The sequence below is a fragment of the Acinetobacter sp. YZS-X1-1 genome (genome assembly GCF_000804305.1).
Lineage (GTDB): Bacteria > Pseudomonadota > Gammaproteobacteria > Pseudomonadales > Moraxellaceae > Acinetobacter > Acinetobacter variabilis.
Map to the genome: position 1 here is coordinate 1 of NZ_JWHB01000031.1, position 24,727 is coordinate 24,727.

General features: G+C 44.3%; 21 protein-coding genes, 1 other RNA gene and 1 pseudogene. 9 read left to right on the forward strand and 14 right to left on the reverse strand.

Going from position 1 to position 24,727, the window contains the following annotated elements:
• Positions 1–20 precede the first annotated feature (20 nt).
• A pseudogene (locus RJ01_RS13510) lies at positions 21–233 on the reverse strand (Arm DNA-binding domain-containing protein); the annotation flags it as partial.
• Between the two features lie 182 nt (positions 234–415).
• Positions 416–775, reverse strand: a transfer-messenger RNA (tmRNA) gene (gene ssrA, locus RJ01_RS15935).
• A gap of 130 nt (positions 776–905) precedes the next feature.
• Between ssrA and glpK the strand changes: the two genes are divergently transcribed.
• The gene (glpK, locus tag RJ01_RS13515; protein WP_034171473.1) at positions 906–2,390 is read left to right on the forward strand and encodes a glycerol kinase GlpK; all 1,485 of its coding nucleotides are present in this window, start codon (positions 906–908) and stop codon (positions 2,388–2,390) included.
• Between the two features lie 50 nt (positions 2,391–2,440).
• Here glpK and RJ01_RS13520 read toward each other — a convergent pair whose 3' ends face one another.
• The 3 genes from RJ01_RS13520 to RJ01_RS13530 form a co-directional block, all read right to left on the reverse strand.
• Positions 2,441–3,967 carry a DHA2 family efflux MFS transporter permease subunit gene (locus tag RJ01_RS13520; RefSeq protein ID WP_034171474.1) on the reverse strand — a complete coding sequence of 509 codons (1,527 nt, stop codon included), beginning with the start codon at positions 3,965–3,967 and terminating at the stop codon, positions 2,441–2,443.
• A gap of 6 nt (positions 3,968–3,973) precedes the next feature.
• The gene (locus RJ01_RS13525) at positions 3,974–5,119 is read right to left on the reverse strand and encodes an HlyD family efflux transporter periplasmic adaptor subunit (protein WP_034171475.1); all 1,146 of its coding nucleotides are present in this window, start codon (positions 5,117–5,119) and stop codon (positions 3,974–3,976) included.
• 266 nt (positions 5,120–5,385) lie between these two features.
• Positions 5,386–5,883 (reverse strand): thioesterase family protein, encoded by a 498-nt coding sequence (locus RJ01_RS13530; protein ID WP_034171476.1) that lies wholly within the window; start codon positions 5,881–5,883, stop codon positions 5,386–5,388.
• Positions 5,884–5,988: 105 nt separating this feature from the next.
• Between RJ01_RS13530 and hemB the strand changes: the two genes are divergently transcribed.
• Entirely contained in the window at positions 5,989–7,002 is a 1,014-nt protein-coding gene (gene hemB / locus RJ01_RS13535; protein ID WP_034171477.1) for a porphobilinogen synthase, read from the forward strand.
• Between the two features lie 20 nt (positions 7,003–7,022).
• Complete coding sequence (thiO, locus tag RJ01_RS13540) at positions 7,023–8,144, forward strand: glycine oxidase ThiO (RefSeq protein WP_034171478.1); 1,122 nt, start codon at positions 7,023–7,025, stop codon at positions 8,142–8,144.
• Here thiO and RJ01_RS13545 read toward each other — a convergent pair.
• Both RJ01_RS13545 and RJ01_RS13550 read right to left on the reverse strand, forming a co-directional pair.
• Entirely contained in the window at positions 8,133–9,038 is a 906-nt protein-coding gene (locus tag RJ01_RS13545; RefSeq protein WP_034171479.1) for a TIGR01777 family oxidoreductase, read from the reverse strand. The genes thiO and RJ01_RS13545 overlap by 12 nt on opposite strands.
• Positions 9,039–9,158: 120 nt before the next feature.
• Positions 9,159–9,605 carry an ABZJ_00895 family protein gene (locus tag RJ01_RS13550; protein WP_034171480.1) on the reverse strand — a complete coding sequence of 149 codons (447 nt, stop codon included), beginning with the start codon at positions 9,603–9,605 and terminating at the stop codon, positions 9,159–9,161.
• 628 nt (positions 9,606–10,233) lie between these two features.
• Here RJ01_RS13550 and RJ01_RS13555 point away from each other — a divergent pair.
• Genes RJ01_RS13555 through RJ01_RS13565 form a run of 3 tightly spaced genes read left to right on the forward strand, consistent with a single transcriptional unit; the run spans position 10,234 to position 16,217 of the window.
• On the forward strand, positions 10,234–11,487 hold the full coding sequence (locus RJ01_RS13555; RefSeq protein WP_034171481.1) for an exonuclease SbcCD subunit D C-terminal domain-containing protein: 1,254 nt from the start codon (positions 10,234–10,236) through the stop codon (positions 11,485–11,487).
• A gap of 8 nt (positions 11,488–11,495) precedes the next feature.
• Positions 11,496–15,107 carry an AAA family ATPase gene (locus RJ01_RS13560; protein WP_034171482.1) on the forward strand — a complete coding sequence of 1,204 codons (3,612 nt, stop codon included), beginning with the start codon at positions 11,496–11,498 and terminating at the stop codon, positions 15,105–15,107.
• Between the two features lie 3 nt (positions 15,108–15,110).
• Complete coding sequence (locus RJ01_RS13565) at positions 15,111–16,217, forward strand: acyltransferase (protein ID WP_034171483.1); 1,107 nt, start codon at positions 15,111–15,113, stop codon at positions 16,215–16,217.
• 31 nt (positions 16,218–16,248) lie between these two features.
• Here the strand turns inward: RJ01_RS13565 and RJ01_RS13570 are convergent, their stop codons facing one another.
• Positions 16,249–16,938: a YggS family pyridoxal phosphate-dependent enzyme gene (locus RJ01_RS13570; RefSeq protein WP_034171484.1), complete on the reverse strand. Its 690-nt coding sequence runs from the start codon at positions 16,936–16,938 to the stop codon at positions 16,249–16,251.
• A gap of 122 nt (positions 16,939–17,060) precedes the next feature.
• On the opposite strand from RJ01_RS13570, the gene RJ01_RS13575 reads away from it, so the two are divergent.
• Both RJ01_RS13575 and RJ01_RS13580 read left to right on the forward strand, forming a co-directional pair.
• Positions 17,061–18,098 carry a type IV pilus twitching motility protein PilT gene (locus RJ01_RS13575; protein ID WP_004783232.1) on the forward strand — a complete coding sequence of 346 codons (1,038 nt, stop codon included), beginning with the start codon at positions 17,061–17,063 and terminating at the stop codon, positions 18,096–18,098.
• A gap of 27 nt (positions 18,099–18,125) precedes the next feature.
• Complete coding sequence (locus RJ01_RS13580; RefSeq protein ID WP_004783234.1) at positions 18,126–19,247, forward strand: PilT/PilU family type 4a pilus ATPase; 1,122 nt, start codon at positions 18,126–18,128, stop codon at positions 19,245–19,247.
• A 65-nt stretch (positions 19,248–19,312) separates the two neighbouring features.
• On the opposite strand, the gene fur is transcribed toward RJ01_RS13580, so the two are convergent.
• On the reverse strand, positions 19,313–19,750 hold the full coding sequence (gene fur, locus RJ01_RS13585; RefSeq protein WP_005234317.1) for a ferric iron uptake transcriptional regulator: 438 nt from the start codon (positions 19,748–19,750) through the stop codon (positions 19,313–19,315).
• A gap of 112 nt (positions 19,751–19,862) precedes the next feature.
• On the opposite strand from fur, the gene RJ01_RS13590 reads away from it, so the two are divergent.
• Positions 19,863–20,261 (forward strand): outer membrane protein assembly factor BamE, encoded by a 399-nt coding sequence (locus RJ01_RS13590; protein ID WP_004783238.1) that lies wholly within the window; start codon positions 19,863–19,865, stop codon positions 20,259–20,261.
• A 103-nt stretch (positions 20,262–20,364) separates the two neighbouring features.
• Here the strand turns inward: RJ01_RS13590 and RJ01_RS13595 are convergent, their stop codons facing one another.
• From RJ01_RS13595 to argB, 5 genes are all read right to left on the reverse strand, one after another.
• A complete protein-coding gene (locus tag RJ01_RS13595) occupies positions 20,365–20,694 on the reverse strand; it encodes an RnfH family protein (protein WP_034171485.1) in 330 nt (109 codons plus the stop codon).
• A complete protein-coding gene (locus RJ01_RS13600) occupies positions 20,694–21,773 on the reverse strand; it encodes a membrane protein (protein WP_034171486.1) in 1,080 nt (359 codons plus the stop codon). Before RJ01_RS13600 ends, RJ01_RS13595 begins: the two co-directional genes overlap by 1 nt.
• 178 nt (positions 21,774–21,951) lie before the next feature.
• A complete protein-coding gene (locus RJ01_RS13605) occupies positions 21,952–22,407 on the reverse strand; it encodes a bacteriohemerythrin (protein ID WP_034171487.1) in 456 nt (151 codons plus the stop codon).
• Positions 22,408–22,700: 293 nt separating this feature from the next.
• Positions 22,701–23,549, reverse strand: coding sequence for a class II glutamine amidotransferase (locus RJ01_RS13610; protein WP_034171488.1), 849 nt, complete (start codon positions 23,547–23,549; stop codon positions 22,701–22,703).
• 268 nt (positions 23,550–23,817) lie between these two features.
• Positions 23,818–24,726 carry an acetylglutamate kinase gene (gene argB / locus RJ01_RS13615; RefSeq protein WP_004783250.1) on the reverse strand — a complete coding sequence of 303 codons (909 nt, stop codon included), beginning with the start codon at positions 24,724–24,726 and terminating at the stop codon, positions 23,818–23,820.
• Between the last annotated feature and the right edge of the window lies 1 nt (position 24,727).

Genomic DNA, 24,727 nt, shown 5'->3' on the forward strand with positions numbered 1-24,727 from the left:
TTGATCTGTCAGCATGGTACGAGGCATAGCGCTATCTCTCTTGCACGCTTTAAACTCAGCTCAGGATATAGACCTAATGCTTTGGACTTCCTTTGTCCATTTTCCGTATACCGGATAGACCAATATTTTTTCCCATTCGGATCTATTCGTAAAGACAGACCATTAATATCAGAAAGGCGGTACTGTTTTTCCTTCGGTAATGCTTTTTTACACAGCACATCAGTAAGCGACATATCTTTGTCCCACATAATTACACTTATTTAGTGGGTCAAATTGTCCCAATTTTGCCCCCTACAAAGCAAAAATTGGGTCAAACAGCTTAGGACAGGGTCGGACAAACAGGCATAAAAAAAGCCTTTAAACATTGAGTTTAAAGGCTTTTTTAGATTCCGATGGATTACTTCGGAAAGAATTTTGGTGGAGATGGCGGGAGTTGAACCCGCGTCCGCCAACACTACGCTCGAGAATACTACATGCTTAGATATCGTCTATTGTTTTAACACCAAGAGACCCGACGAACAGGGTTCAAGGTGCGATCCTCTAAATTTGGTATAAAGCCCCGAGGCTTGACTCTATACGGACTTGTGTGCGTTCGCTTCAGTCGGGATCTCTAACCACAAGTATTCAGAGATGCGGACAAGCAGCCCTTAGGCTGCTAGAGCGTAAGTTTCGTCGTTTGCGACTATTAAAATGCAAATTTGATTTACGAGAGAAAATGCGCTCTCGGCATGCATCTATGAGTTTCATCATCGGCGTCGAAGCCAAGAACATCCCCAAAGTACAAGCTCATCATAGCATAACTGGCAAAAAATACGATGCATTTTCTACACAAATACACTTTTGAATGCGCCTGATTACATAATTGCGCTAATATTTCATAATTCAAGTCAACATTTAAAAAAATTATGAGCTATTTATTGGCACTCGATCAGGGAACGACATCTAGCCGTGCAATCATCTTTAATGAACACGGACAGATTCAGGCAACAGCTCAACGCGAAACCCATATCCAAACCCCACACTCCGGTTGGGTCGAACAGGATGCACAGGAAATCTGGAGCTCGCAGATTGCAGTAGTTCAACAGGCATTAGCCACTGCCCGGATTCTGGCGAAAGACATTAAAGCGATTGGCCTGACCAACCAGCGTGAAACGACTGTGGTATGGGATCGTCATAATGGCAAACCTCTTGCGCCAGCGATTATCTGGCAGGATCGTCGTGCAACAGACTGGTGTAATTTGCTCATTCAGCAAGGCCAGATGGATCAAGTACAACGAAAAACCGGATTACGGATTGATCCCTATTTTAGTGCCGGGAAACTGGTCTGGTTATTAGAAAATATTGATGGCTTACGTACACTCGCAGAGCAAGGTCATGTGGCTTTTGGCACCATTGATAGCTGGCTGATCTGGAACTTGACTCAAGGTGCTGAGCATATTATTGAAGCCAGTAATGCTTCCCGCACCATGTTGATGAATCTGCAAACTCAACGCTGGGATGACGAACTACTCGACCTGTTTAATATCCCCGCTTCAGTTCTGCCACGAATCATCAGTTCTGATTGTCATATTGCAGATACGGCACCGGGTTTATTAGGGGCTACGATTCCCATTACCGGTATTTTGGGTGATCAGCAATCTGCCTTGTTTGGCCAGTCTTGCTTCGAACCCGGTATGGCAAAAAATACCTATGGCACCGGCTGTTTTATGCTGTTCAATACCGGTCATGATATTCAGCTCAGCCAGAACAAATTACTTTCTACCCTCGCCTGGCAGGCACAGGAACAGACCAGTTATGCCTTGGAAGGTAGCGTTTTTATGGCCGGTGCTGTGGTGCAATGGCTACGTGATGGGCTTGGTATCATTCAGAAGAGCAGTGATATAGAGAAGTTGGCCTGTAAAGTTAAAGATACCGACGGCGTGGTCTTAGTTCCTGCTTTTACCGGACTGGGTGCACCGCATTGGGATAGTGAAGCGCGTGCCCTGCTATGTGGCATGTCGCGTGGAACCAATAAAGCTCATATTGCCCGAGCTACACTGGAATCGATTGCCTTTCAGGTCTCTGATGTATTGACAGCCATGCAATCGGATATTGCCCATCCGTTAAAAGAACTACGTGTCGATGGCGGTGCCAGTTGTAATGATATGCTGATGCAGTTCCAGGCTGACCTGCTGAATGTGCCTGTCTTGCGTCCAAAAATGCTGGAATCCACCGCTTGGGGTGCAGCAGCGATGGCAGGTTTAAAGTCAGGGGTATTTTCTAATTTAAATGAAATTTCTCAATCCTGGCAGCTAGATCGCGCCTTTGAACCGAAAATGCAGTCCGATGAACGTGAAGCCCATTTGGCCAAATGGCAAAATGCCTTAAAACGGGCCAAATCAGATTTATAAGATCGAAAAAAACCGCTAAATAGTTAGCGGTTTTTTTATTTTGGAAAATATTAATGTGATGGCATTCCACCCACACCCGCTTTTGGTCGTGGTGCCAGCCAGACGATTAAGGAGGCAAAAACAAAGACCATCGCCAGTATTAAAAACAGGTGATTAGCTGACAGGGTCAATGCTTCTTTATCCACCAGACTTGAAATATAACCCAAGGCACTATCCGAACTCATGCCCTGAGCCATCAAGGTATTCTGGGTTTCCTCGACATTCAGCTTACCGACCAGCTCACTGCGTGCCACTTTACTATGATCATCCCAGATCGTGACTGCAATTGAAGCCCCGATCGCTCCAACCATAGTCCGCAAAAAGTTCATTAAGCCTGCTGCTGATGCCATTTCCTGAGGCTGTACTGAGGCCAACGCCATATTGGAGAGTGGAATGAAGAAGAATGGCACCGCAAAACCTTGCAGAATCTGTGGCCAGGCCAATGCCATAAAATCCGCATCCGTAGTCCAGAATGCCCGCATCAAAGTCACAACGGCAAGCAAGGTCAAACCGAAACTCGCCAGAATGCGCTGGTCATATTTGGTCGCCATCTTCGCCACAATCGGTGACATCAATAGGCTACCAAAACCCATAGTCGCGGTTAGATAACCTGCCCAGGTGGCCGTATAACCCAGATTAATCTGCACCCACTGTGGAATCAATACAATACTGGAAAAGAAGGCACCGAAGGCAAAGGCTAATGACAGCACAGCAAAGGTAAATCCGCGATATCGGAAGATCCTGATATCGACGATCGGATGCCGCTCGGTCAGTTCCCAAATGGTAAAGATGATTAAACCGACTATGGCAAGCACCGCCAAGGTTCCAATAAAGGAACTACTAAACCAGTCATGTTCATGACCCAAATCCAGCATCAATTGCAGCGCACCAATCCAAAGAATCAGTAAGAACAAACCACCTTTATCAATCTTCAAGGCATTGGTTTCAGTTTCTGCTGGTTTTAATAGCTTCAATGCAGCCAGACCGCAGAATAGACCTACCGGAATATTGATAAAGAAAATCCAGTGCCAGGACAGATTATCACTGATGGTACCACCGAGAATTGGACCAAGAATTGGACCGACAACGGTGGTCATCGCCCACATACCCATCGCCTGGGATTGTTTTTCAGGTGGGAAGATGCGTAGCAATAGAGTCTGACTCAGTGGCATAATCGGGCCACCAAACAGCCCCTGCCCGATCCGGCAAAATACCAGCATTTCCAGACTGGTAGAAATCCCGCACAGAATCGAAAAAATGGTAAAGCCGAGTAAACAGACACCGAACAGGCGTACGCTACCAAAGCGGCCAGCCAGCCAGCCTGTTAAAGGTACACAGATCGCTTCTGCAACTGCATAAGAAGTAATAACCCAGGTACCTTGAGAGCTGGAAACAGCCAGACTACCGGTAATATGCGGCACCGAGACGTTGGCAATGGTCATGTCCAACACAACCATGAAATTGGCCAATGCCAGCACAAAGGCCGCTAGCATCAGCTTGCCGCCGGTCAGATTCCCATATGGAACATATTTATTCATCGGGAATTACTTCTTAAAGTGGATTTCAGCTTCCATCGACAGACCCACACGTAGTGGATGCTCGGCCAGTTCTTTCGGATCCAGCTGAATACGGACTGGCAAACGCTGTACCACTTTGATCCAGTTACCCGTTGCGTTCTGAGCCGGAATCAGAGCAAAGGCTGAACCTGTACCGCCAGAGAAACCCACCACAGTGCCGTGATACTTCACCGATTTACCATACAGGTCAGAGGTCAGTTCAGCTTTCTGCCCCACGCGGACCTTCTCCAACTGGCTTTCCTTGAAGTTTGCATCAACATAGAGCTGATCTACTGGTACGACCATCATTAGCATTGTACCAGGCGCAACACGTTGACCCACCTGAATGGAACGGCGTGAAACCACTCCATCAAAAGGTGCTTTAATGACAGTACGTTCTAGATCCAGCTCGGCCTGTTTCAGTTTGGCTTCAGCGACTAATACATCAGGCGTTGAGTTTTCATTCGCACCTTGAATCAAGGCTTCATTCGCCGCTAAATTGCTTTGTGCGGCTTTCTGACTGGATCTTGCTTGTGCCAGACCCGCGTCAGCAGAAGCTACGCCTGCTTTGGCAGTATCCAATGCAGATTGTGCGGTACTGAGTTCTTCTTTAGACACTGCACCGCTCGCACTGAGTTTTTCACGACGCGTATATTCATCTTGTGCTTTATGCAAGGCTGCCTGAGCCTGAGCCAGCTGAGCTTCAGCACTGCGAATTGCATCATCACTGACCCCAATCTGTGAGCTTAAAGCCCCGCTATTGGCCGCAGTCTGTTTATACTGGCGCTTGGCTTTGGTTAGCTCTGCACGTGCCTGAGCCACTGCAATTTTGGCATCACGGTCATCAATTCTGGCCAGGATATCGCCCTGTTTGACCGCTTGGGTATCATGAACCAATACTTCAGCGACCTGACCACTCACCATAGATGTAATAGAAGCCGTTTCAGCACCCACATAGGCATTTTCAGTACTGACTGAATTGTTCAGAAAAAATTTCCAAACCAGAAACAGCACCAGTGCAATCACTATAAAGATAGCAACGATACTCAGGGCCTTTTTACGTTTATTTTTTAAAGCTTGATCTGAAGTTGCATCAGATGCGTTTTCTGGCAGGGTGTCTTGTACATCTGTCATTGATTTTTTCCTAAATCCAACAGACTTGGTCACGCAGCCACACTGACCAGCACTGACATGAATGTATAATAGATTCATATCCCGTTTATTGATCAATGGGTAAAATGAGAAAGCCGTATTAATTTAATTTTCATGCATTCTAATAATAAAAATTAGAAAATATGCAAAAAAATATTACTCCGAAGTTTAAAAAACTAAGCCCCTATTCCAGGAATAAGGGCTTAGTTCGGGCCCAGAGTGAGCTAGGATCGAGGAGATAAACTTAATTAATAGGCATATGATGCAATCGCTGTAGCAATCGGCTTGTCATCATCATTGACCATGGTCATGCGCATGGTGCAGCCCTTACGTCCCAAACGTAAGGTTTCTGCACGGGCAATAAAATATTTGCCACGACCGGGTGCCAGATAATCCACGCGCATATCTACCGTCGCCAGACGTGATACCTTTTTAATCGTATCGGCAATAGTTTCCGGTTCGGCTTTCTTATACAGCTCACCCATCGCCACAATTCCGCCAATACTGTCGAGTATGGTCGCTGCAAGACCGCCATGCAGAATCTGAAAAGCCACATTGCCAATCATGAAATCCTGCATTTCAACATATGCTTCGATCTGACCATCGACCACCCGCATGGTCATGCCATTATGCTTAAAAAAAGGAGAGGTATTAAAAGCGTGTACCAACTGGTTTAAGACCACTTCAATATCCACTTTTGTACCTAAATGTATATTACCTGTCCAATTTCTTTCTGTCTTAGTCATAAGTCTGCCCGAAGCTACAACAATAAAAAACCGCTAATTTATGCCCAAAAAATTCAGATAGGGTTACAATAGGGGCCTAGTTTAATACTGATTACTGAGATTTTTATGACCTATACGTTCAATCGTCCCGCGTTTCCTGCAACTCGCATGCGTCGTATTCGTAAAAATGAGCATTTACGTTCTATGGTACGTGAAACCCATCTCAGTGCTGATCACTTGATTTATCCAGTATTTGTGCTTCCGGGACAAAACCAGACCCAAGACATTCCAAGTATGCCAAATGTGCAGCGCCTGTCTGCTGACTTGTTGTTAAAAAAATCAGAACGTTTGCTCGAACTAGGTGTCAATAAGCTGGCGCTGTTCCCGGTTACACCCCAAGAAGATAAAAGCCTGACTGCAGAAGCCGCTTGGCATGAAGATGGTCTGGTACAGAAGACTGTTCGTCTGCTGAAAAAAGAATTACCGGAAATGGTACTGATTACCGACGGCGCGCTAGACCCTTATACCACGCATGGCCAGGACGGCATCATTGATGAAACCGGCTATGTCCTGAATGATGAAACGGTTGAAGCACTCATCAAGCAAACTTTAAGTCATGCCGAAGCCGGTGCTGATATTGTAGCGCCAAGTGACATGATGGATGGCCGCATCGGTGCAATTCGTCAGGCCTTTGAACAGAATGGCCATATCTATACCTCTATTATGGCTTATTCAGCCAAATATGCGTCTAGCTTCTACGGTCCATTCCGTGATGCTGTCGGTTCTGCCAGCAACCTAAAAGGCGGCAATAAATACAATTACCAAATGGATTTCGGTAACCGTGCCGAAGCATTGCATGAAATTGCACTGGATATCCAAGAAGGTGCAGATATGGTGATTGTTAAACCGGGAATGCCGTATCTGGATGTGGTTCGTGAAGTCAAAGATACCTTCGGTATACCCACCTTTATTTATCAGGTTAGTGGTGAATATGCCATGCTGGCTGCTGCAATTCAGAATGGCTGGTTATCTGATAGTGTAATTCTAGAGTCCCTGATGTGCTGCCGTCGTGCCGGCGCAGATGGTATCTGGACTTACTTCGCGGAAGAAGCGGCGCTCAAACTGAAAGACATGAAATAAAATAGAAGGACCTTGGCGCAATGCATATCGCCATTATCGGAGCAGGCATCACCGGCTTGATGTCAGCTCTGGAATTGCTTGAACAGGGATGTTCTATTACGATTTTTGATCAGCAAGCGGCTGGACAGGCAGCCTCTTGGGCCGGAGGCGGTATCCTCTCCCCAATGTATCCCTGGCGTTATCCCGATGCCGTTAATGCCCTCGCCCGCCATGCCAAACCCTTGTATCAAGCCTGGAACCAGAAACTGCAACCGATTACCGGGATTGATTTCCAGATCCATGAAACCGGTATGCTGATTTTTGATGAAACGGATTTTGAAATCGGACTGCGCTATGCCGAGCAATATCAGGATCCACAGCAACATGCCGAATATCTGAATCAGCCTCAAATCCAGCAAATCAATTCCAAAGTAGATCTGAAATTTAAACAGGCGATCTATTTTCCAGAACTTTCCAATATCCGCAATCCGCGACTGTTACAGTCCATTATTGCTTACCTTAAACAGCATCCGCGTGTCACTTGGCAAGAGCATTGCAATATTACTCAGCTAAATATCCAGCAAGATCATGTACACAGTGTTTCCACTAAAAATGGCCTGAGCTTTAAAGCAGATCAGTTCGTCATTGCCACCGGTGCATGGTCTGCACGCTGGTCTGAACAGCTCGGTCTGGACATTCCAGTTCATCCGGTTCAAGGCCAGATGTTGCTCTTTAAAACGCCAGAAAACTGGCTGCCAACCATGTGCATGAACAAGGTCATGTACCTGATTCCACGTCGTGATGGGCATGTGCTGTGTGGTTCCAGCATGCGTCAGGTCGGTTTTGATACCTCGTCTTCTGCTGAAATTCGTCAGGATATTTTAGCTGCTTGCTTGGAAATGGTGCCGGAACTGGCAGCTTTTCCGATTGTGAAACAGTGGGCGGGTCTACGACCAAGCTCGCCAGATGGCATTCCCTATATTGGCAAGATTCCGCACCTAGACAATCTCTGGACCAATTTTGGCCAGTTCCGTAATGGCTTATGTATGGGTGCTGCTTCTGGAAAACTGCTGTCTCAGTTAATCCTGGAGCAACCGACCATTGTAGATCCACAGCCTTATAGTCCAGTACAGCGCTTACAGCCGCACTCTTTAACGGTTTAAAATTTCAATCAAGGCTTCTTTCAGTGTCGGATAGCTAAATTCAAATCCAGCTTCCTGCAAAGCTTTGGACTGAACATATTGACCATTCAGAATCAGTTGTGACTGTTCACCCAGCATCATTTTCATACTACATGCTGGTAACGGTAATAAAGGTTTTCGTTTCAGCACCTGTGCTGCGATCCGGGCAAACTGCGCCTGACTGACTTTTTCAGGTGCCACCACATTAAATACCTGTTGCTGGGTCGACTGCTGTATCAGGAATTCGATCGCCCGCATGACATCCTGTATATGTACCCAGGTCACCGGCTGACGCCCGTGGCCAATCCGGCCAAACATATTCAGCTTAATTGGCAATAACATCTGCGGAAGAATCCCGCCACCTTGGCCAAACACTACAGCAAAGCGAACAATTTTGGTGTCCTGCCCCGTATAAGACAAGGCCAGTTTTTCCCATTTCTCACACAGTTCTGACATAAAAATGGATTGTGGCGGACTTTGTTCAGTACACACCGTATCCCAGCGTTCTTGCGGATCGATTCCGTAGTAGCCGATCGCTGAAGTCGAAATAATACGTTTGGGTTTGATCTGATTTTTTTCTAGATAGTCATATAACTGCTTGGTGGTATTTAACCGACTGTCCAGCAATTTCTTTTTGCGTGCGGCTGTCCAGCGACCCTGCCCGATACTTTCACCAGCCAGATTAATCACATAGTCAATCTGATGATTTTTCAATTCTTCCAGATCATTAATCCAGTGAAAATCAGGATGCTCTTCTCGCAATTTTTTCTGCCGGGTCAGGCCGATTACCGCATAATCACGAGCCAGTAAAAATTTCACCAGATGGCTGCCAATAAAACCGCTGGCGCCTGTCATGAGGACTACAGGTTTATACATGGGTATTCTGAGCCATTATTATTGTATTGCTCAAATTATACGTCACTTCTGATTTTCTATCAGCCTGATTTAGCATTTTGAATTTAATCTCAACAATTTTGATATGAAGAGCAGGAAATCCTAGCCAAACATTTTTGCTGCCATACGCTGTGCCTGTTTGCCATAAAACCAGTAGGTCAGCAGATAAAGCGGAACCGCGATGAGCAGGAACATGATCACGACAATACTCATAAATTGGGGCTGTTGCAGATATAGTAAAAAGTCCTGCCAGGCATTCGGATTGGAACGCGTCGCAATAGCAATCCCTAGAATTAAAAATACCAGATTATAGCCCCAGTAAATCAGACTGAATCCTAAGGTGAATTTTTTACGTTCTGCTTGGGTTGGCGCCCGTTGTTCCTTTTTTAAAAAATTAAATAGTACCCAGATCATCGCCACCAGATAAGGCACAATGGTTAATACTGCGCCCATGCCAGTCGGCATTAACGCCGCCACAACCCCGCAAATGCAGGTAAAAATAAAGCATAGGAAGAAAAACCAGAGAAAATAGCGAGTTAGAGACACCATTAGCAGGACTCAAGGACGATTAATCAACTAGTATAAAAAAAATTAAATTTTTTTTCATTTTATTGTCAACCTAAAGCGAGATGCCGACGTTATATAGGGTACAAGGTTCGGAAATTTGGACTGGCATCCACAAATTTTCGTTCTCTTTGCTAAAGCAATAAGTCCAGTGTTTTAGAAAATTTTGAATAGCAGCCAAAATTTTCACTATACACAAATCTTTGACCGACGATTTCATCATCACTCGAATCGTCGGTTTTTATTTTTTGGACGAACCATTTTTAACAATTCGCCTGCCAATCTTTATTAGCTTCTTATGCAGCATAAAATAATGATTGCCTGTAGTTTTTCAAGTCTGTTTTTAGCAATTTTTATAAAAAATATTGGTTCTGCTATTCAGATGTTATGAAATTGCCTGAAGTAAGATTTAAAATAAAAACGCTGTATTCAATACTTTATATATGAGCATCACATTTTATTGATTTCACAAGTATTATTCTTATATTCAAAACTACGCTGAAAATAGTTTTAATGACGGGCAGCAATGAAATAGATCAAAATATTTTTTTCAAGTAGATTTTTAGCTGGGCTTTTTTCTATAGTAGGAAGGCAAAAATAAAGGTGGGTATACATGGCAGTTCATTTTCTACATACTTCTGATTGGCATTTGGGACAGTTTTTCCATAACCATGACCGTGAATTTGAACATGCACAATTCCTGAATTGGCTCCTTGAACAAATCAAGGAAAAACAGCCACATGCTTTACTGATTGCCGGTGATATTTTTGATGTCATCAATCCCGCTTCCAGTGCCCAAAGACAGCTTTATCAATTCCTTGCCGATGCCCATGAACTGGCACCGCATATGCAAACCCTGATGATTGCCGGCAACCATGATTCAGGTTACCGGATTGAGCAGGTTCAGCCTTTATTGACTAAATTCAATGCCAAAGCGGTGGGTATTGTCGGCCGGACTGCGGACAATACTCTTGATCTGGATCGTTTGCTGGTTCCGATTTATGACCAGCAGCAAGAGATTATTGCCTGGTGCCTAACCCTGCCTTATTTACGTAGCGCCGAAATTACCGGTATTAATGAACATACCCATAATAGCCAGAATGCCATCAGCTATCTGCACCAACAGTTGATTGCCGAAGCCAAAGCACGTAAGCAGCCACATCAGGCACTGATTCTTATGTCACATGCACATATGCAAGGCGGTGAAACTTCCGATTCCGAACGTCCAATTATCGTCGGCAATGAAGAGGCTCTCTCAACGGCGCTATTTGATGAAGTCATTGACTATGTCGCTCTGGGACATCTGCATAAACCGCAGAAAGTCGGTCAGCCGCATATTCGCTATAGTGGCTCCCCGATTCCCTTATCCTTTAGTGAGATCAACTATTCGCATCAGGTCGTTGAAGTCAGAATCGATCCTGAACAAAATGCTGAACAGCGTTGTCAGTTTGAAGCACTAAAAGTTCCTCGTACTGTCGAGCTATTTAGAATTCGGGAAAATCTGGAAAATCTGCTCAGCAAAGTAAAAGCACTGCCGACTGGGGAAATTGAGCATCTGGCAGCACGACATTTTCTGGAAATTGAATACACTACTGATGCACCGCCACCGGTAGATTTACGTCAGCAGATTGAACAGGCACTGCCGCCAAATCGTTATCGTCTGTTACGCATCAGCCGGATTTATCAACGTCAGGCAGAAGATCAGGCTGATAGCTCTAAAATTGACTTGGCACCTCCAACCCCTGAATCACTGTTTTTCAATATCTGGGAAAAAATGGGCTATAGCCAGGATCATTCAGTGCAGCAAGATTTTCAGCAGTTACTGGTCGAAGCCCAACATGAACTTGCACAAAAACAACAAGCTTAGGATCAGCCATGAAAATTATCCGTCTGAGCCTAAATAACCTCGCCTCTCTCGCTGGTACGCATCATATTGATTTTGAATCGAATCCACTGGCGCATGCCGGACTGATTGCGATTACCGGAAAAACCGGTGCTGGTAAATCTACCCTGCTCGATGCCATGTGTCTGGCGCTGTATAACGAAATTCCACGTTTAAAAGGCGCCACAGGTAGCCTGAAAGATGCAGGTGGTCAGGATGTCTCAATCAAGGACTCCAAAAATATTCTGCGCCGTGGCTGCGTACAGGGTTTTGCCGAGCTTGAATTTATTGCCCTAGACCAGAAACGCTATACGGCACGCTGGGAAATTCGTCGTGCCCGGCAGAAAGTGGATGGTAATTTAAAGGTCGATCGTGCCATTACCTGTCTGGATGATCAACGGGTTCTAAACCAGAAGATTTCTGAATGCACGCCGCTGATTGAAAAACTGGTTGGCTTGAGTTTTGAGCAATTTACTCGTGCAGTTTTATTGGCACAGTCCGAAGTTGGCGCTTTTCTGAAAGCCAAAGATAATGAACGTGCCGATCTGTTGGAGTATCTGACCAATTCTCAGATTTTCAGTCTGGTCAGCCAGAAAGCATTTGAAAAACACAGTGAAGTGAAGCAGAAACGTGCTGACCTGGAAAAATTAATCGGTCATCTGGAACTATTATCTGAAGAAGATATTGCTGCCCTACAGCAGCAACACACGACTTTAAAACAGGTGGTTGAGCATCTAAATCAGAGTGAAAAGATACTGGAAAATGACCTGAAATGGCATCGCCAGCAGCATTATCTCTATACTGAAATTCAGGCCAAAAAAGAAATCTATACGGTTCAGCTGGATGCTGAACAGAAAATGACAGCGCAAAAACAGTTATTAGATCAACTGGACCAGTTTCAGCAGATTCGGGAACAGTTTGTCCAGCAACAGCAGTTTCAGAAACAGCGTAGCCATTTACTGACTGAGCAGCAAAACTTTGTTGCCGAATTCACGTCCGTTCAGCAGCAGCGTGATAGTGAGCAGCGCAAGTTGCAGGATATTCAGCAACAGCAACAACAGCAGCAACAAGAGTTCCAGAAGATCAAACCTTATCTGGATCAGGGACTCAAGCTGGATCATGAAATGCTGTCGATTGGCGAGCAGTATAAGCAGCTTTTAGCCGAACAGCAGACCTATAGAACCCAGCAGATTCAGCCTGTTCAGAATCAGCTGGTGCAGACTGAGCAACGTTTACAACAGGTTCAGACTCAGTACCATCAGATTCAAAAGCAACTGGAACAACAGAGCTTCTTAGCGGTTTTTGATGACGAGCCACAAGCAACCTTACAACGCTTGCAGGATTATCAGGAACTGCATCAGAAATTCATGCGGCAGCACTCAGCACTTTTCCAATCCAGCCGCACTGAACTGGAACAGCAGCAACAGGCTTTATCTGCCAGCTTGCAGGAATTCACTCAGCGCTATACTCATCTGGACCAGCTTGAACAGCAAGTCCAACAGTTCCAGATCCAACAACAGCAACTCAGTACCCAGCATTCGAAGCTTGAAGCTTTAATGCGAACCGTACAGCAAATGGCTCTCTTAGAAACTGAAAGCCTGCAATTGAATCGCGAGTTAGAAAGCTATCATGATCGTTTAAAACAACTAGAAACTAAGCTGGTTCAATTACAGCAACAACGTCAGGAAGCAGAACAGGCCTTTGAACAATTGCAACAAGTACTGGCTCAGCAACGTTTATTTCAGGCACAAAGTGTTCAGGAATTACGTGCACAGCTGAAACCAAATGAGCCTTGTATGGTCTGTGGCAGTCATGAGCATCCTTTTGTACAGCATCAGAAACTGCTAGAAAATGCTTTGCAACAACTACATGATCAGCAGCTTCAGGAAGCTCAGAAAAAACTACAGCAACTGACTCAGGCATATCAGCAAGTACAAATCCAGCAATCTCAACTGCAAACCTTAATTGAGCAACATCAGCAACGCAGCAGTCAGCTTAGTACGACACTACAACAGCAGAAGGTTCAGTTGAATCAGGATCTTCAGCAATTTGATTTGCTGTTGGATTTAAGCCAGAGTACAGATCATTTGCAGCAACAGCTTGGCCAGCATGTGCTTCAACTTCAACAAGAGCAACAGCAGCTAGCACAGACCCTTCAAAATCAGCAAAGTGACTGGAAAAAATGGCGTCAGCAACAGCAACAGTTAGATCAGCTACGTTTTAGCATGCAGCAGCATTTACAGCTAGAACAAATGATTCAGCCAGTTCTTCATCTACTGCCTGAGTCCTTGCAGAAATCCTGGATTACTGATGCCTCATCAAGCTGTCAGCAGTTATCTCAACAACTGCAACAACGTCAGAAACAGTCTCAGGAATTCAAAACCCTAGAGACTCACATGCAAAGCTTAAATCAGCAGATTGAAAAGGCACGTGATCTGCTCAGCCTGCATCAACAATATGATGCTCAGTTACAGCAAAAGATGAATACGGCGCTGAATATGGGCAAAGCACTACGTGAACAGCTCAACCATCTGACCCTCACCCATGCCGGACAGATTTATCCTAAAGCACAGGAATGGCGTGACCATCTGGAGCAACAACAACAGGCGTTGGATGAACAGCTACGGGCACAGAGTCTGATGACCCAGCAGCATGATCAGCATTTGCAACAAGCTGAACTGAAAAAACAGAGTTTCATCACCCAGATTCAGCAACTAGAACAGCAGATTAGGCAATGCCAGCAATCTATTCAAGACTGGCAAAATACACATCCTGAATTTGATGCCGAGCATATCCAGCATTGCCTGGATATTGACTTGCAACAGCATCAGCAAATTCGCCAGCAATTACAGGCACAACATCAGGCGGTTGAAAATGCCAAAACGGCTTGGGACATTCTGGAAGAACAATATCAGCATCATTTTAAGTCCAAGCCTGAACTTAGCTTTGAAGAAGTTGAACTGCGCTTAAGTAGTCTGGCACAGGAAAAAGCTGAACAGGAAAATGCCTGTAATGAGGTGGCCACCAAATTAAGAATTCATGCCAATAATCAGTCGACCTTACAACGCTACCAGCATCAGATTGAACAGGTCAAAGCTGAAGAATATCGTTGGGGCCGGATCTATGACCTGATTGGCCATAAGGAAGGCACCAAATTCCAGAAAATCGCGCAGGAACATCATCTGGATATTCTGGTCGAATATGCCAATCAGCAATTACAGCCCCTGGCTCCGCGTTATCAGCTGTACCGGATTCCAAACAGTTTGAGTCTGGCGATTATCGATCTGGATATGAACAGTGAAGTACGTCCTGTCCTGTCACTCTCTGGCGGTGAAACTTTCCTGGTCTCTCTGGCTCTGGCCTTAGCGATTGCCAATATGGCTTCCGGCTCTATGAAGCTGGAATCGCTATTTATTGATGAAGGTTTTGGTACTTTAGACCCGGCTTCCTTACATATGGTCATGAATGCTTTAGATCATTTACAAAGTCAGGGGCGTAAAGTGGTGCTGATTTCACATGTACAGGAGATGCATGAACGGATTCCGGTTCAGATTCAGGTTAAACCGGTCGGTGCCGGTGCCAGTACTATTCAGATTATAGGTTAAAGCATGAACTCCACCCCGAACAAGCTCTCGCCCTATTTCAGCTTACAGCTTGAGAGCTTGCGGGGTATCAGTGCCATTGTGGTGCTATTCAGTCATAGTTTTCAGGCTTTTATCGCACCTTTTGATCTGAGCCTATATTCGTGGGTACGTCTATTAGGCCAGGCTGCTGTGATGATCTTTTTTGTGCTCAGTGGCTTTTTAATCGGAACTTCGATTCAGAACAACATCCAAAAACATGAAAATTTTAATCTGCGGCAGTATATACGGCAGCGTTATCGCCGCATTTTACCGCCCTTTCTGTTTGCATCCGCTTTCAGTCTAATTCTATATGCACTAGCACCTACATTTTTTGCTTCACATAGCCATGAGTTCCAGAACAGTTTTGGCATGATGATCCGGACTGCCTATAACATTGATACTCGGGATTTTCTGGGTTCTTTATTCTTTCTCAATGGCTTTATTACACCGACGGTATCTGCCAATGCACCGCTCTGGAGCCTGAGCTTTGAAGTCTGGTTTTATATGCTGGCCGGATTTCTGCCTTTTTTAAAAGATTCTGCAATTGCTAAAATCGGCTTTTTTATCTTGCTTCTAGGGCTTTCCATACTGAACTTTCAGTTTCTGTTTTATTTTCTGCTCTGGCTAGTTGCCTTTGCCAGTTCATTCCGGCAGATCCAGCTGCGTTTTTTGAGTCGACTACAACTCGTTAAATTAGTACTCTTTGGCTTGGCGTTTATAATTGCCTGTGCGGATGCTTACCAGTTTCATGTCATTGAACAGGCTGACTTATATCGTGTAAATTATTTTGTGCCGTTTAACCTGTGTATGGGGCTCGCCTTTGTCTGCTGGATTGTGCAGCTGCAACATCAACAAAGTCAATATCAACCAGTTTGGCCTCAGTCTGCAAATTTCTCCTATACACTTTATGTCACTCATTTCCCTTTACTGCTTTTTATTCTAGGCTGCTTTCCTGCAACGCTTGATCATGGTCTTGAGGGTGCCGTTTTATCCTTATTTATAAGCATGTGCAGCTTAATTTTCTTTGCCTGGGTTATGGCCCAATGGCTGGAACCCCAAAGAAAAAAAGCGTTATCAACTACTCTGCAATAACGCTTTCCCAAAACTCAATTGTTAGTACACATCAGTCCGCTTTTTTAGGACGTGCGCCAAACAAGGCAGTTCCCACACGTACCATGGTAGAACCTGCTGCAATCGCCTCAGTCATGTCGGCAGACATTCCCATACTTAAAGTATTCCAGTCTTCAGGTTTTGCATGTTGGCTTTTGACCTCTTCAAACAAGGCTTTGGCATCCGCAAAGGCTTGGGTATTATCTGGCGCAGGAATCACCATCAAACCACGTAAGCGCAAATTCGGTAATTGACTGACCTGTGTCACCAGTTTTGCTACTTCCTCAGGCTGACAACCGTCCTTAGTATCCTGCCCATCAATATTGACTTGCAGGCAGATATTAAGCGCAGCTTGAGAATCACTACGCTGATTAGATAAACGTTCAGCAATAATCAGGCGATCTACCCCATGCACCCAGGCAAAATTTTCTGCCAGATGTTTGGTTTTGTTGCGCTGCACATGACCGATAAAATGCCACTCAATATCCAGGTCTTTGAGTGCCGTGATTTTTTCTAGGGCTTCCTGTAAATAGTTTTCACCAAAGGCACGCTGACCAGCCTGATACATTTCTGCCAGCACAGGACTAGGCTGGGTTTTGGAGACGGCCAGAAGTCGCACCGAATCCGGCTCACGCCCGGCCAGAGCGCAGGCGGACTGGATCTGAGCTAAAACCTGATTTCGTGACTGTTGCAGCATATTCATTGATGGGGTTCTCATTTCGTGCGGATTTTTTCCCTTGCTCATCAACTAAGTGTTGGTTAAGCTGTGGGAAAGCCTTATTATTCTAGCAAAATAAATAACATTTTAATGAACTCGGGGACCTTATGGATATTACAGAACTGTTAGCCTTTTCTGCTAAAAATGGTGCGTCGGATTTACACTTATCAGCAGGCTTGCCACCTATGATTCGTGTGGACGGGGAAGTACGCCGCATCAACCTGCCTGCACTGGAACATAAAGAAGTACACAAACTGGTGTACGACATCATGAACGACAAGCAACGCCGTGATTATGAAGAAAATCTGGAAACTGACTTCTCATTTGAAGTTCCAGGCGTGGCCCGTTTCCGTGTGAACGCATTTAACCAGAACCGCGGTGCAGGCGCAGTATTCCGTACTATTCCATCTAAAGTACTGACCATTGAAGATCTAGGTATGGGCCAGATCTTTAAAGATATCTGTGAATATCCACGTGGTATTGTACTGGTGACAGGACCAACCGGTTCGGGTAAATCAACGACGCTTGCAGCGATGCTGGACTATATCAATGACAACCGCTATGACCATATCCTGACCGTCGAAGATCCAATCGAATTTGTACACCAATCGAAAAAATGTCTGATCAACCAGCGTGAAGTGCATCGTGACACGCATGGATTTAATGAAGCATTACGTTCTGCATTACGTGAAGACCCGGATATTATTCTGGTCGGTGAGATGCGTGACCTTGAAACCATCCGTCTGGCATTAACTGCTGCAGAAACCGGTCACTTGGTCTTCGGTACCCTGCATACCACCTCAGCGGCAAAAACCATTGACCGTGTGATTGACGTGTTCCCTGCTGAAGAAAAAGACATGGTCCGTGCCATGTTGTCTGAATCGCTGCAAGCCGTTATTTCACAAACCCTGTTGAAGAAAAATGGGGGTGGTCGTGTGGCTGCACACGAAATCATGATCGGTATTCCGGCGATCCGTAACCTGATCCGTGAAAACAAAGTGGCACAGATGTACTCTGCGATTCAAACCGGTGCCAATTATGGTATGACCACGCTGGATCAAAGCCTGAAAACGCTGGTATCGAAAGGCATTATCAGTCCGCAAGTCGCCCGTACTGCAGCAAAACAGCCTGAATCATTCTTATAAAAATAATTAATTTTTTGGGGTTTTATCATGGACTTTAACGGCTTACTCAACTATATGGTAGAGAAAAAGGCCTCGGATCTGTTCATTACAGCCGATGTTGAACCCTCTATCAAGATTAACGGTCAGATTGTACCGATTGGCTCGGTGAAATTGCCGGGCGCGGCTGTGGGGCAGCTACTTAACTCAATCATGACCGAGAAGCAGCGCAAGGAATTTGCTGACACACGTGAGTGTAACTTCGCCATCAGCAACCCCGACAAATCGGCACGTTTCCGTGTTAGTGCTTTTCAGCAACGTGATCAGCCAGGCATGGTGCTGCGCCGTATTGAAACCGTCATTCCGACTATGGATGAGCTAAAGTTACCGCCTATTCTAAAAGAACTGGCGATGACCAAACGCGGAATCATTATTTTTGTAGGTGCAACCGGTACGGGTAAATCGACTTCCCTCGCCTCTTTGATTGGCTACCGTAATGAAAATTCCAAAGGTCATATCATTACCATTGAAGACCCGATCGAATTTGTGCACCAGCATAAGGGCTGTATTATCACCCAGCGCGAAGTCGGCATTGATACTGACTCCTTTGAAGTGGCATTGAAAAATACCTTACGTCAGGCGCCAGATGTGATTCTGATTGGTGAGATTCGTTCTCGCGAAACCATGGACTATGCGATTGCCTTTGCGGAAACCGGTCACCTGGTTTTTGCGACCCTGCACGCCAACAACGCCAACCAGGCCATCGACCGTATCATTCACTTCTTCGAAGCCGACCGTCACAGCCAGCTGTTTATGGATCTGTCCCTCAACATGAAAGCCATTGTGGCACAGCAACTGATTCCTACCATTGATGGTAATGGCCGCCGTGCAGCGATTGAAATCCTGATCAATTCGCCATTGATTGCGGATCTGATCCGTAAAGGTGATGTGCATGAGATCAAGGATCTGATGAAACGTTCACGTGAACTGGGCATGCAAACCTTCGACCAGGCATTATATGACCTGTATAAGGCCAAGCAGATTAGCTATAAAGATGCACTAAAACATGCTGACTCACCAAACGACCTGCGTCTGCAAATCAAACTGTCAGAAGAAGGTGGAGAGCATTTATTACGTGCGCATTCCAATATTACTTTTGATGGTCAAACCTGATCATTTTCCAAGCATAAAAAAAACAGGCTTTATAAAGCCTGTTTTTATTTCAGCCGAAAACTGAATTATTTCTTACGGTAAGCTTCCTGACATTCAGGCGCGTCACAATAACCGTAAAGATTAAGTGAATGACCAGTCAATGCAAAACCAAATTTCTTCGCAACTTCGTGCTGTTCATGTTCAATAACATCATTTGTAAATTCAACGACTTTGTTGCAATTTTGACAAACCAAGTGATCGTGATGATCTTCTTGCATAATTTCAAAAACTGAGTGATTATTTTCAAAATTATGACGCTCGATAATCCCTGCTGCCTCAAATTGTGTTAACACACGATACACAGTTGCAAGACCCACATCTTCCCCTTGTTCGAGTAAAGTCTTATAAATGTCTTCAGCGCTAAGGTGATGCTGTCTAGAGTTTTCTAATAGTTCTAATATTTTAATTCGTGGAAGGGTAACTTTCAGTCCAGCTTTTCGTAAATCTTGGTTTGAAATAGGCATGTAAAAAGGTCTCTCAACAAAATCAAAGTTGGAATAGGCAACAAAGTTTAGATGCAGTATGATCTATCCTTGGATCAAATGCATCATAATTAATTTGGGATAGTGTAGCAAAATGCAAAAAATCATGCTGACGTTATTCGTCACTTCATTGCTTGTCGGCTGTTCGACATTAGGTGTGTACAAAGTTGATATTCCTCAAGGAACACCTTTAACTCAAGCACAAGCCTCTAAAATTCAGGTAGGAATGAGCCACCAACAGGTGCGTTTCCTGCTCGGTAGTCCAACAGTATCTGATCCGCTCAATCCGCTACGCTGGGACTACATCTACAACTATACCCCAGGAACCTATGCTAAAAAAGCCAAGATCCCAGCAGCCCAAGGCCAGCATCTAAAAATTTACTTTAATCAGTCTGGTATCGTAGAACGTATTGAAGGTCTGGAAACCATTCCAGAATCTCAGCCAGGTCTACCAGGTTCCAAAGAAGCGATCTTAAATGCTCCACCACTATAATCGGTTTTGCATAAAAAAACCCCTGTATGATCAGGGGTTTTTTTAATTAAATAGATTGATTTATCAAATAATCAGACCATCTGTTCAATAAAGCCACATTCCACTAATCGGAACGTTTATTTTGCTTGAAACGGTTACCTTTGGCATAACGGCCCGCCGGATTCTTTTCAGCGCGTTTACGGCGAATATCCTTGGGATTAATGGTTAAAGCACGATAAATCTCTACCCGATCCCCTGCTGCCAATGGCTGGGTGTGATCCTGTAGCTTAACGCCAAAAATACCCAGACTCAGAGGTTCAGGCAATTCCACCTGTGCACGGATTCCGCTTTGCTCAATTGCATCCAATGCGGTCATGTCGGGCTGGAAAGGTACGGCAATATGAAACTGTTGTTCCAAGGTAGCATAGGCCACCCAGATCATTGCCTCAGTCATCAGAAAAATTGTCCTAGTACAGCAATAATGGCCAAAATAATTGAAACTGGCAAGACGATACGTACTGCGATACGCCAGATGTTATACACCGCTTCTGAACTGAAGTTCATCGATTTACGCAAATGACTGATTTTCATGATCCAGCCAGCAAACAAGGCATAAATCAGACTGATCACCAGTCCCCAAAGAATCAGCAGATTATTGAAAACAGGAGCAACATTTGGAATTAACCAGACCAAGGTAGCAGCGATCACAATCGCCCACTGAATAATGATATTCATTTGACGTTGCTGTAACTGCTCACGTGCCATTTGCGTAAGCAAAGCAGCGGCCGCGACAATGGCTGCGATTAAAGCAAATGCAGGGATTTCAGCTTTCACTGCAAAGAAACCAAAGGCGATGATAGCTAATAGCTGCGCCACCCAAATCGGTACGGCTGTTTTAGTCGCAACATCCTGCTGTTTTACGACAGCCAAGCTTGATTGCCAATACAGCCCCATACCCAGCCCACTTGCTACCAAAGCCAATACAGTGGCATTGCCCCACTCTACGAATTGGATGGGTGTTACCTGCCAAGCCGGTAATTCAGTTCCCACTACATTCGCCATAATCAAAGATGCAAGTACGCCGATCGCAGTGATCCCAACCAGAATTAAACGTGGTATCAGCGACAATACAAATGCAGCAATTGCCAGCACCGCAAAAATCTCTGGCTGCTGAACATCGAGCTTGGCAACTGCAATCACATTAGAAGCATAATTGAGCATTGCACCCGCAAGGAATGGAATAAATACAACTGCCAACCAGCCGACGATCCGCCAGCGCTGAGAACTATCAGCTTCACGAGTAAGGCTCGACAATGCCTGTAGTGCAGTGGTTTTTGAGCGTTTCGCCAGAGCAATTTCCAGATAACAGACTGGAAGAGCCAGTATTAGCATGGTCGCTAACCACAACATCCAGAAATCAAGCTGACGGTCAATCTGAATACCTGTTATCGGTGCGAGTGTCGCAATGATAAGGAAGGATAAACAGAAAGCCATCAGAGGCGATAACCATTTTGACATAGCATTGTCCTGCATGATGTATTCCTATAAAAATCTAGCGCTATTTTGCCTTGTGAGGCGATGAAAATCAAAAACAAAAAAGCAAATCACCATGCCCGTGATTTGCTGCGCAAATTTATTATTAAGCTTTATTTTTGTTATTAAGCTTTATTTTTTATTTCCCCGATTTGTCTTTATTTTAAGAAGAATCGAGTTATGAGAAGAAACGGGCAAACCAGTTTTTACCCTTTTTCTTTTCCTTATCTTTAATAATTCCCATCATATTTTCTTTTACTGCACCGACATAATCCGCATCATCGTGCTGAATATGATTGATCAGCCATTTAGATAATACTTCATGTAATTCCGCTTCAATAGATTGGCCTAATTCAAAACGGTCACGATAAGATTCAATCTTTTTAATAAATAGGTCATGCACACGTTTATGTGGCACACGATATTTATAACCCGCTTCTTCCTGAAGTGATTCTTCAAAGGTAAAATGCGACTGGGTATAATCAATAATATTTTCTAGAATCTGTTTAATACGAGCACGATCGGTATTGGCATCAACTCCATCAATCTCATTGATATAATCGAGAATTCGTCTGTGCTGATCGTCAATCACATCGATACCAGTATTATAATCTGGAACCCATTTCATTTTCATTACGACCACCTATTGATATTAATGATTTATCGCTTGAAAAAGATCATATATCTAATTGATTTAAATAAAAATGAAGTAAATCGGTTGGTTTTCAGCTTATTTTCTATTTAATTAATGTAAATCCTTGTTTATCCAATAAATTATATTTTAAACCCGACCACAAGAATAAAGTATTTTTTGATCGATTTTATATTTCATGGTTTATTTATTTTAATGATTTCACTATAAAATAAATATCAAATTCAAAAAACAGGAGCGATGGCCTGTTTTTTAATATCGGATTTCAACCAGATTTAATATAAATCTGCTTTAGTCACTCGTTTTAGCGAAGGATCCAGATGCTCTCTTTCCAGACGGGCGACATGTGTCAATTGAGAACGATATTTGGCCCCATCTCTGAACAAAATCATTTCACCTTCTTGAAATGCTGTCCATTCTTCATTCTGCGTTAGCGGTTCCGTAGTAATCACAGCGACCCGATCTTCAGGCGTGGTGACCTGACTAAAATCCACTTCAACTTCGATATCAATCAGTTGGGCTGGCTTAAATGGATATTCACGAACCAGCCAATGCAGTTTAGTCGTTGCATAGGTAAATAATGCCTGACCATTGGACAGACAGAAATTAAAAGTGCCATGCTCTGCAATGGATGGAGAAATATCAGTCAGCAAATCAAAGACCTGATCCAGCTTCGGTTCATCATAACCAAACTGTTTCACCAGTTGATCCAGCAAATAACAGAAAGCGCGCTCACTGTCAGTATTCCCAACTGGCGTAAAACGGCCCGAAGGCTCAGGCAAAAAATCTTTTAAATCACCATTATGGGCAAAGATCCATTGTCGTCCCCATAATTCACGGCTAAACGGATGCGAATTTTCCAGATTAATTTTGCCCTGTGTCGCCTTACGGATATGCGCAATCACATTACGGGATTTGATCGGATAATTGCGCACCAGTTCTGCAATCGGTGATTCAACAGCTGACTGATTATCAACAAATAATCGGCAAGCCTTATCTTCAAAGAAAGCAATTCCAAAACCATCAGAATGATCTGAGGTAATCCCCGCCCGCTGAGAAAAACCTCGAAATGAAAAGGTAATATCTGTTGGTGTCGCACAATTCATTCCCAGTAGCTGGCACATAATCTTCATTCAGGTCACAGAGTATTCTTAAGGTTATTGTGCATCACAGGCTGAGCCTTTTCAAATCTCGATCATTGCAATGCTATGCGCTAAAAATGCTAATAAACTATTTTTTTATATTTAATTTAGCAAAAGAAGTTTAAGCTTCAAAGCTCAAGTTAAAAATGAATACCTTAAATTTAACTTTAATATTTCTAGTGATCACAATCATAAAATAAAAGAAATAAAAAAGAGCCTCAAGCGAGACTCTTTGATATTCAATTTATCTTTATGGACGATGTGGATTGGAACGATTGGTAATTAAAGTTCCCACACCATGATCAGTAAAGATTTCTAACAGGCTGGCATGCGGTACGCGACCATCCACGATATGCGCACTGATCACGCCGCCTTTTACTGCATCAAGCGCACAGCCGACTTTAGGAATCATACCACCATAGATCACACCTGTTTCGATCAGACGATCAACTTCTTGGGTCGTTAAACCGGTCAACAGATTTTTATTTTCGTCCAGCACACCGGTAATATTCGTCAGAAGAATCAGTTTTTCTGCCCCTAATGCTTCTGCCACTTTACCCGCGACCAGATCGGCATTGATGTTATAAGTATTGCCTTCTTCATCGACACCGAGTGGTGCAATCACTGGAATGAAATCACTGTTGGTAAACATTTCCAGTACGTCAGTTTTTACACCCATCACTTCACCGACCATACCCAGGTCTACTTTCTGGATTGAACCGTCTTCAGCCGTCTTTTCCATTAATAGCTTTTTGGCACGCAGCAAGTTGCCATCTTTACCGGTTAGACCAATTGCACGACCACCATGTTTGTTGATTAGGTTCACGATTGATTTGTTTACGCTGCCGCCTAGAACCATCTCAACCACTTCCATGGTTGCCGGATCTGTCACACGCATACCGTCAATGCGGTCAGATTCACGGCCTAGCTGTTTCAGCATAGAATCTACTTGTGGGCCACCGCCGTGTACCACAATCGGGTTTAAACCCACTGTTTTTAATAAAACGATATCACGTGCAAAAGAGCTTTCCAGCTCAGGATCCGTCATCGCGTTGCCACCGTATTTTACCACTAGGGTTTTACCCGCAAAGCGTTGGATATACGGCAAAGCTTCAGTCAAAATTTGTGCTTTGTCGATGCCTGTATGCTGATTTGGCATT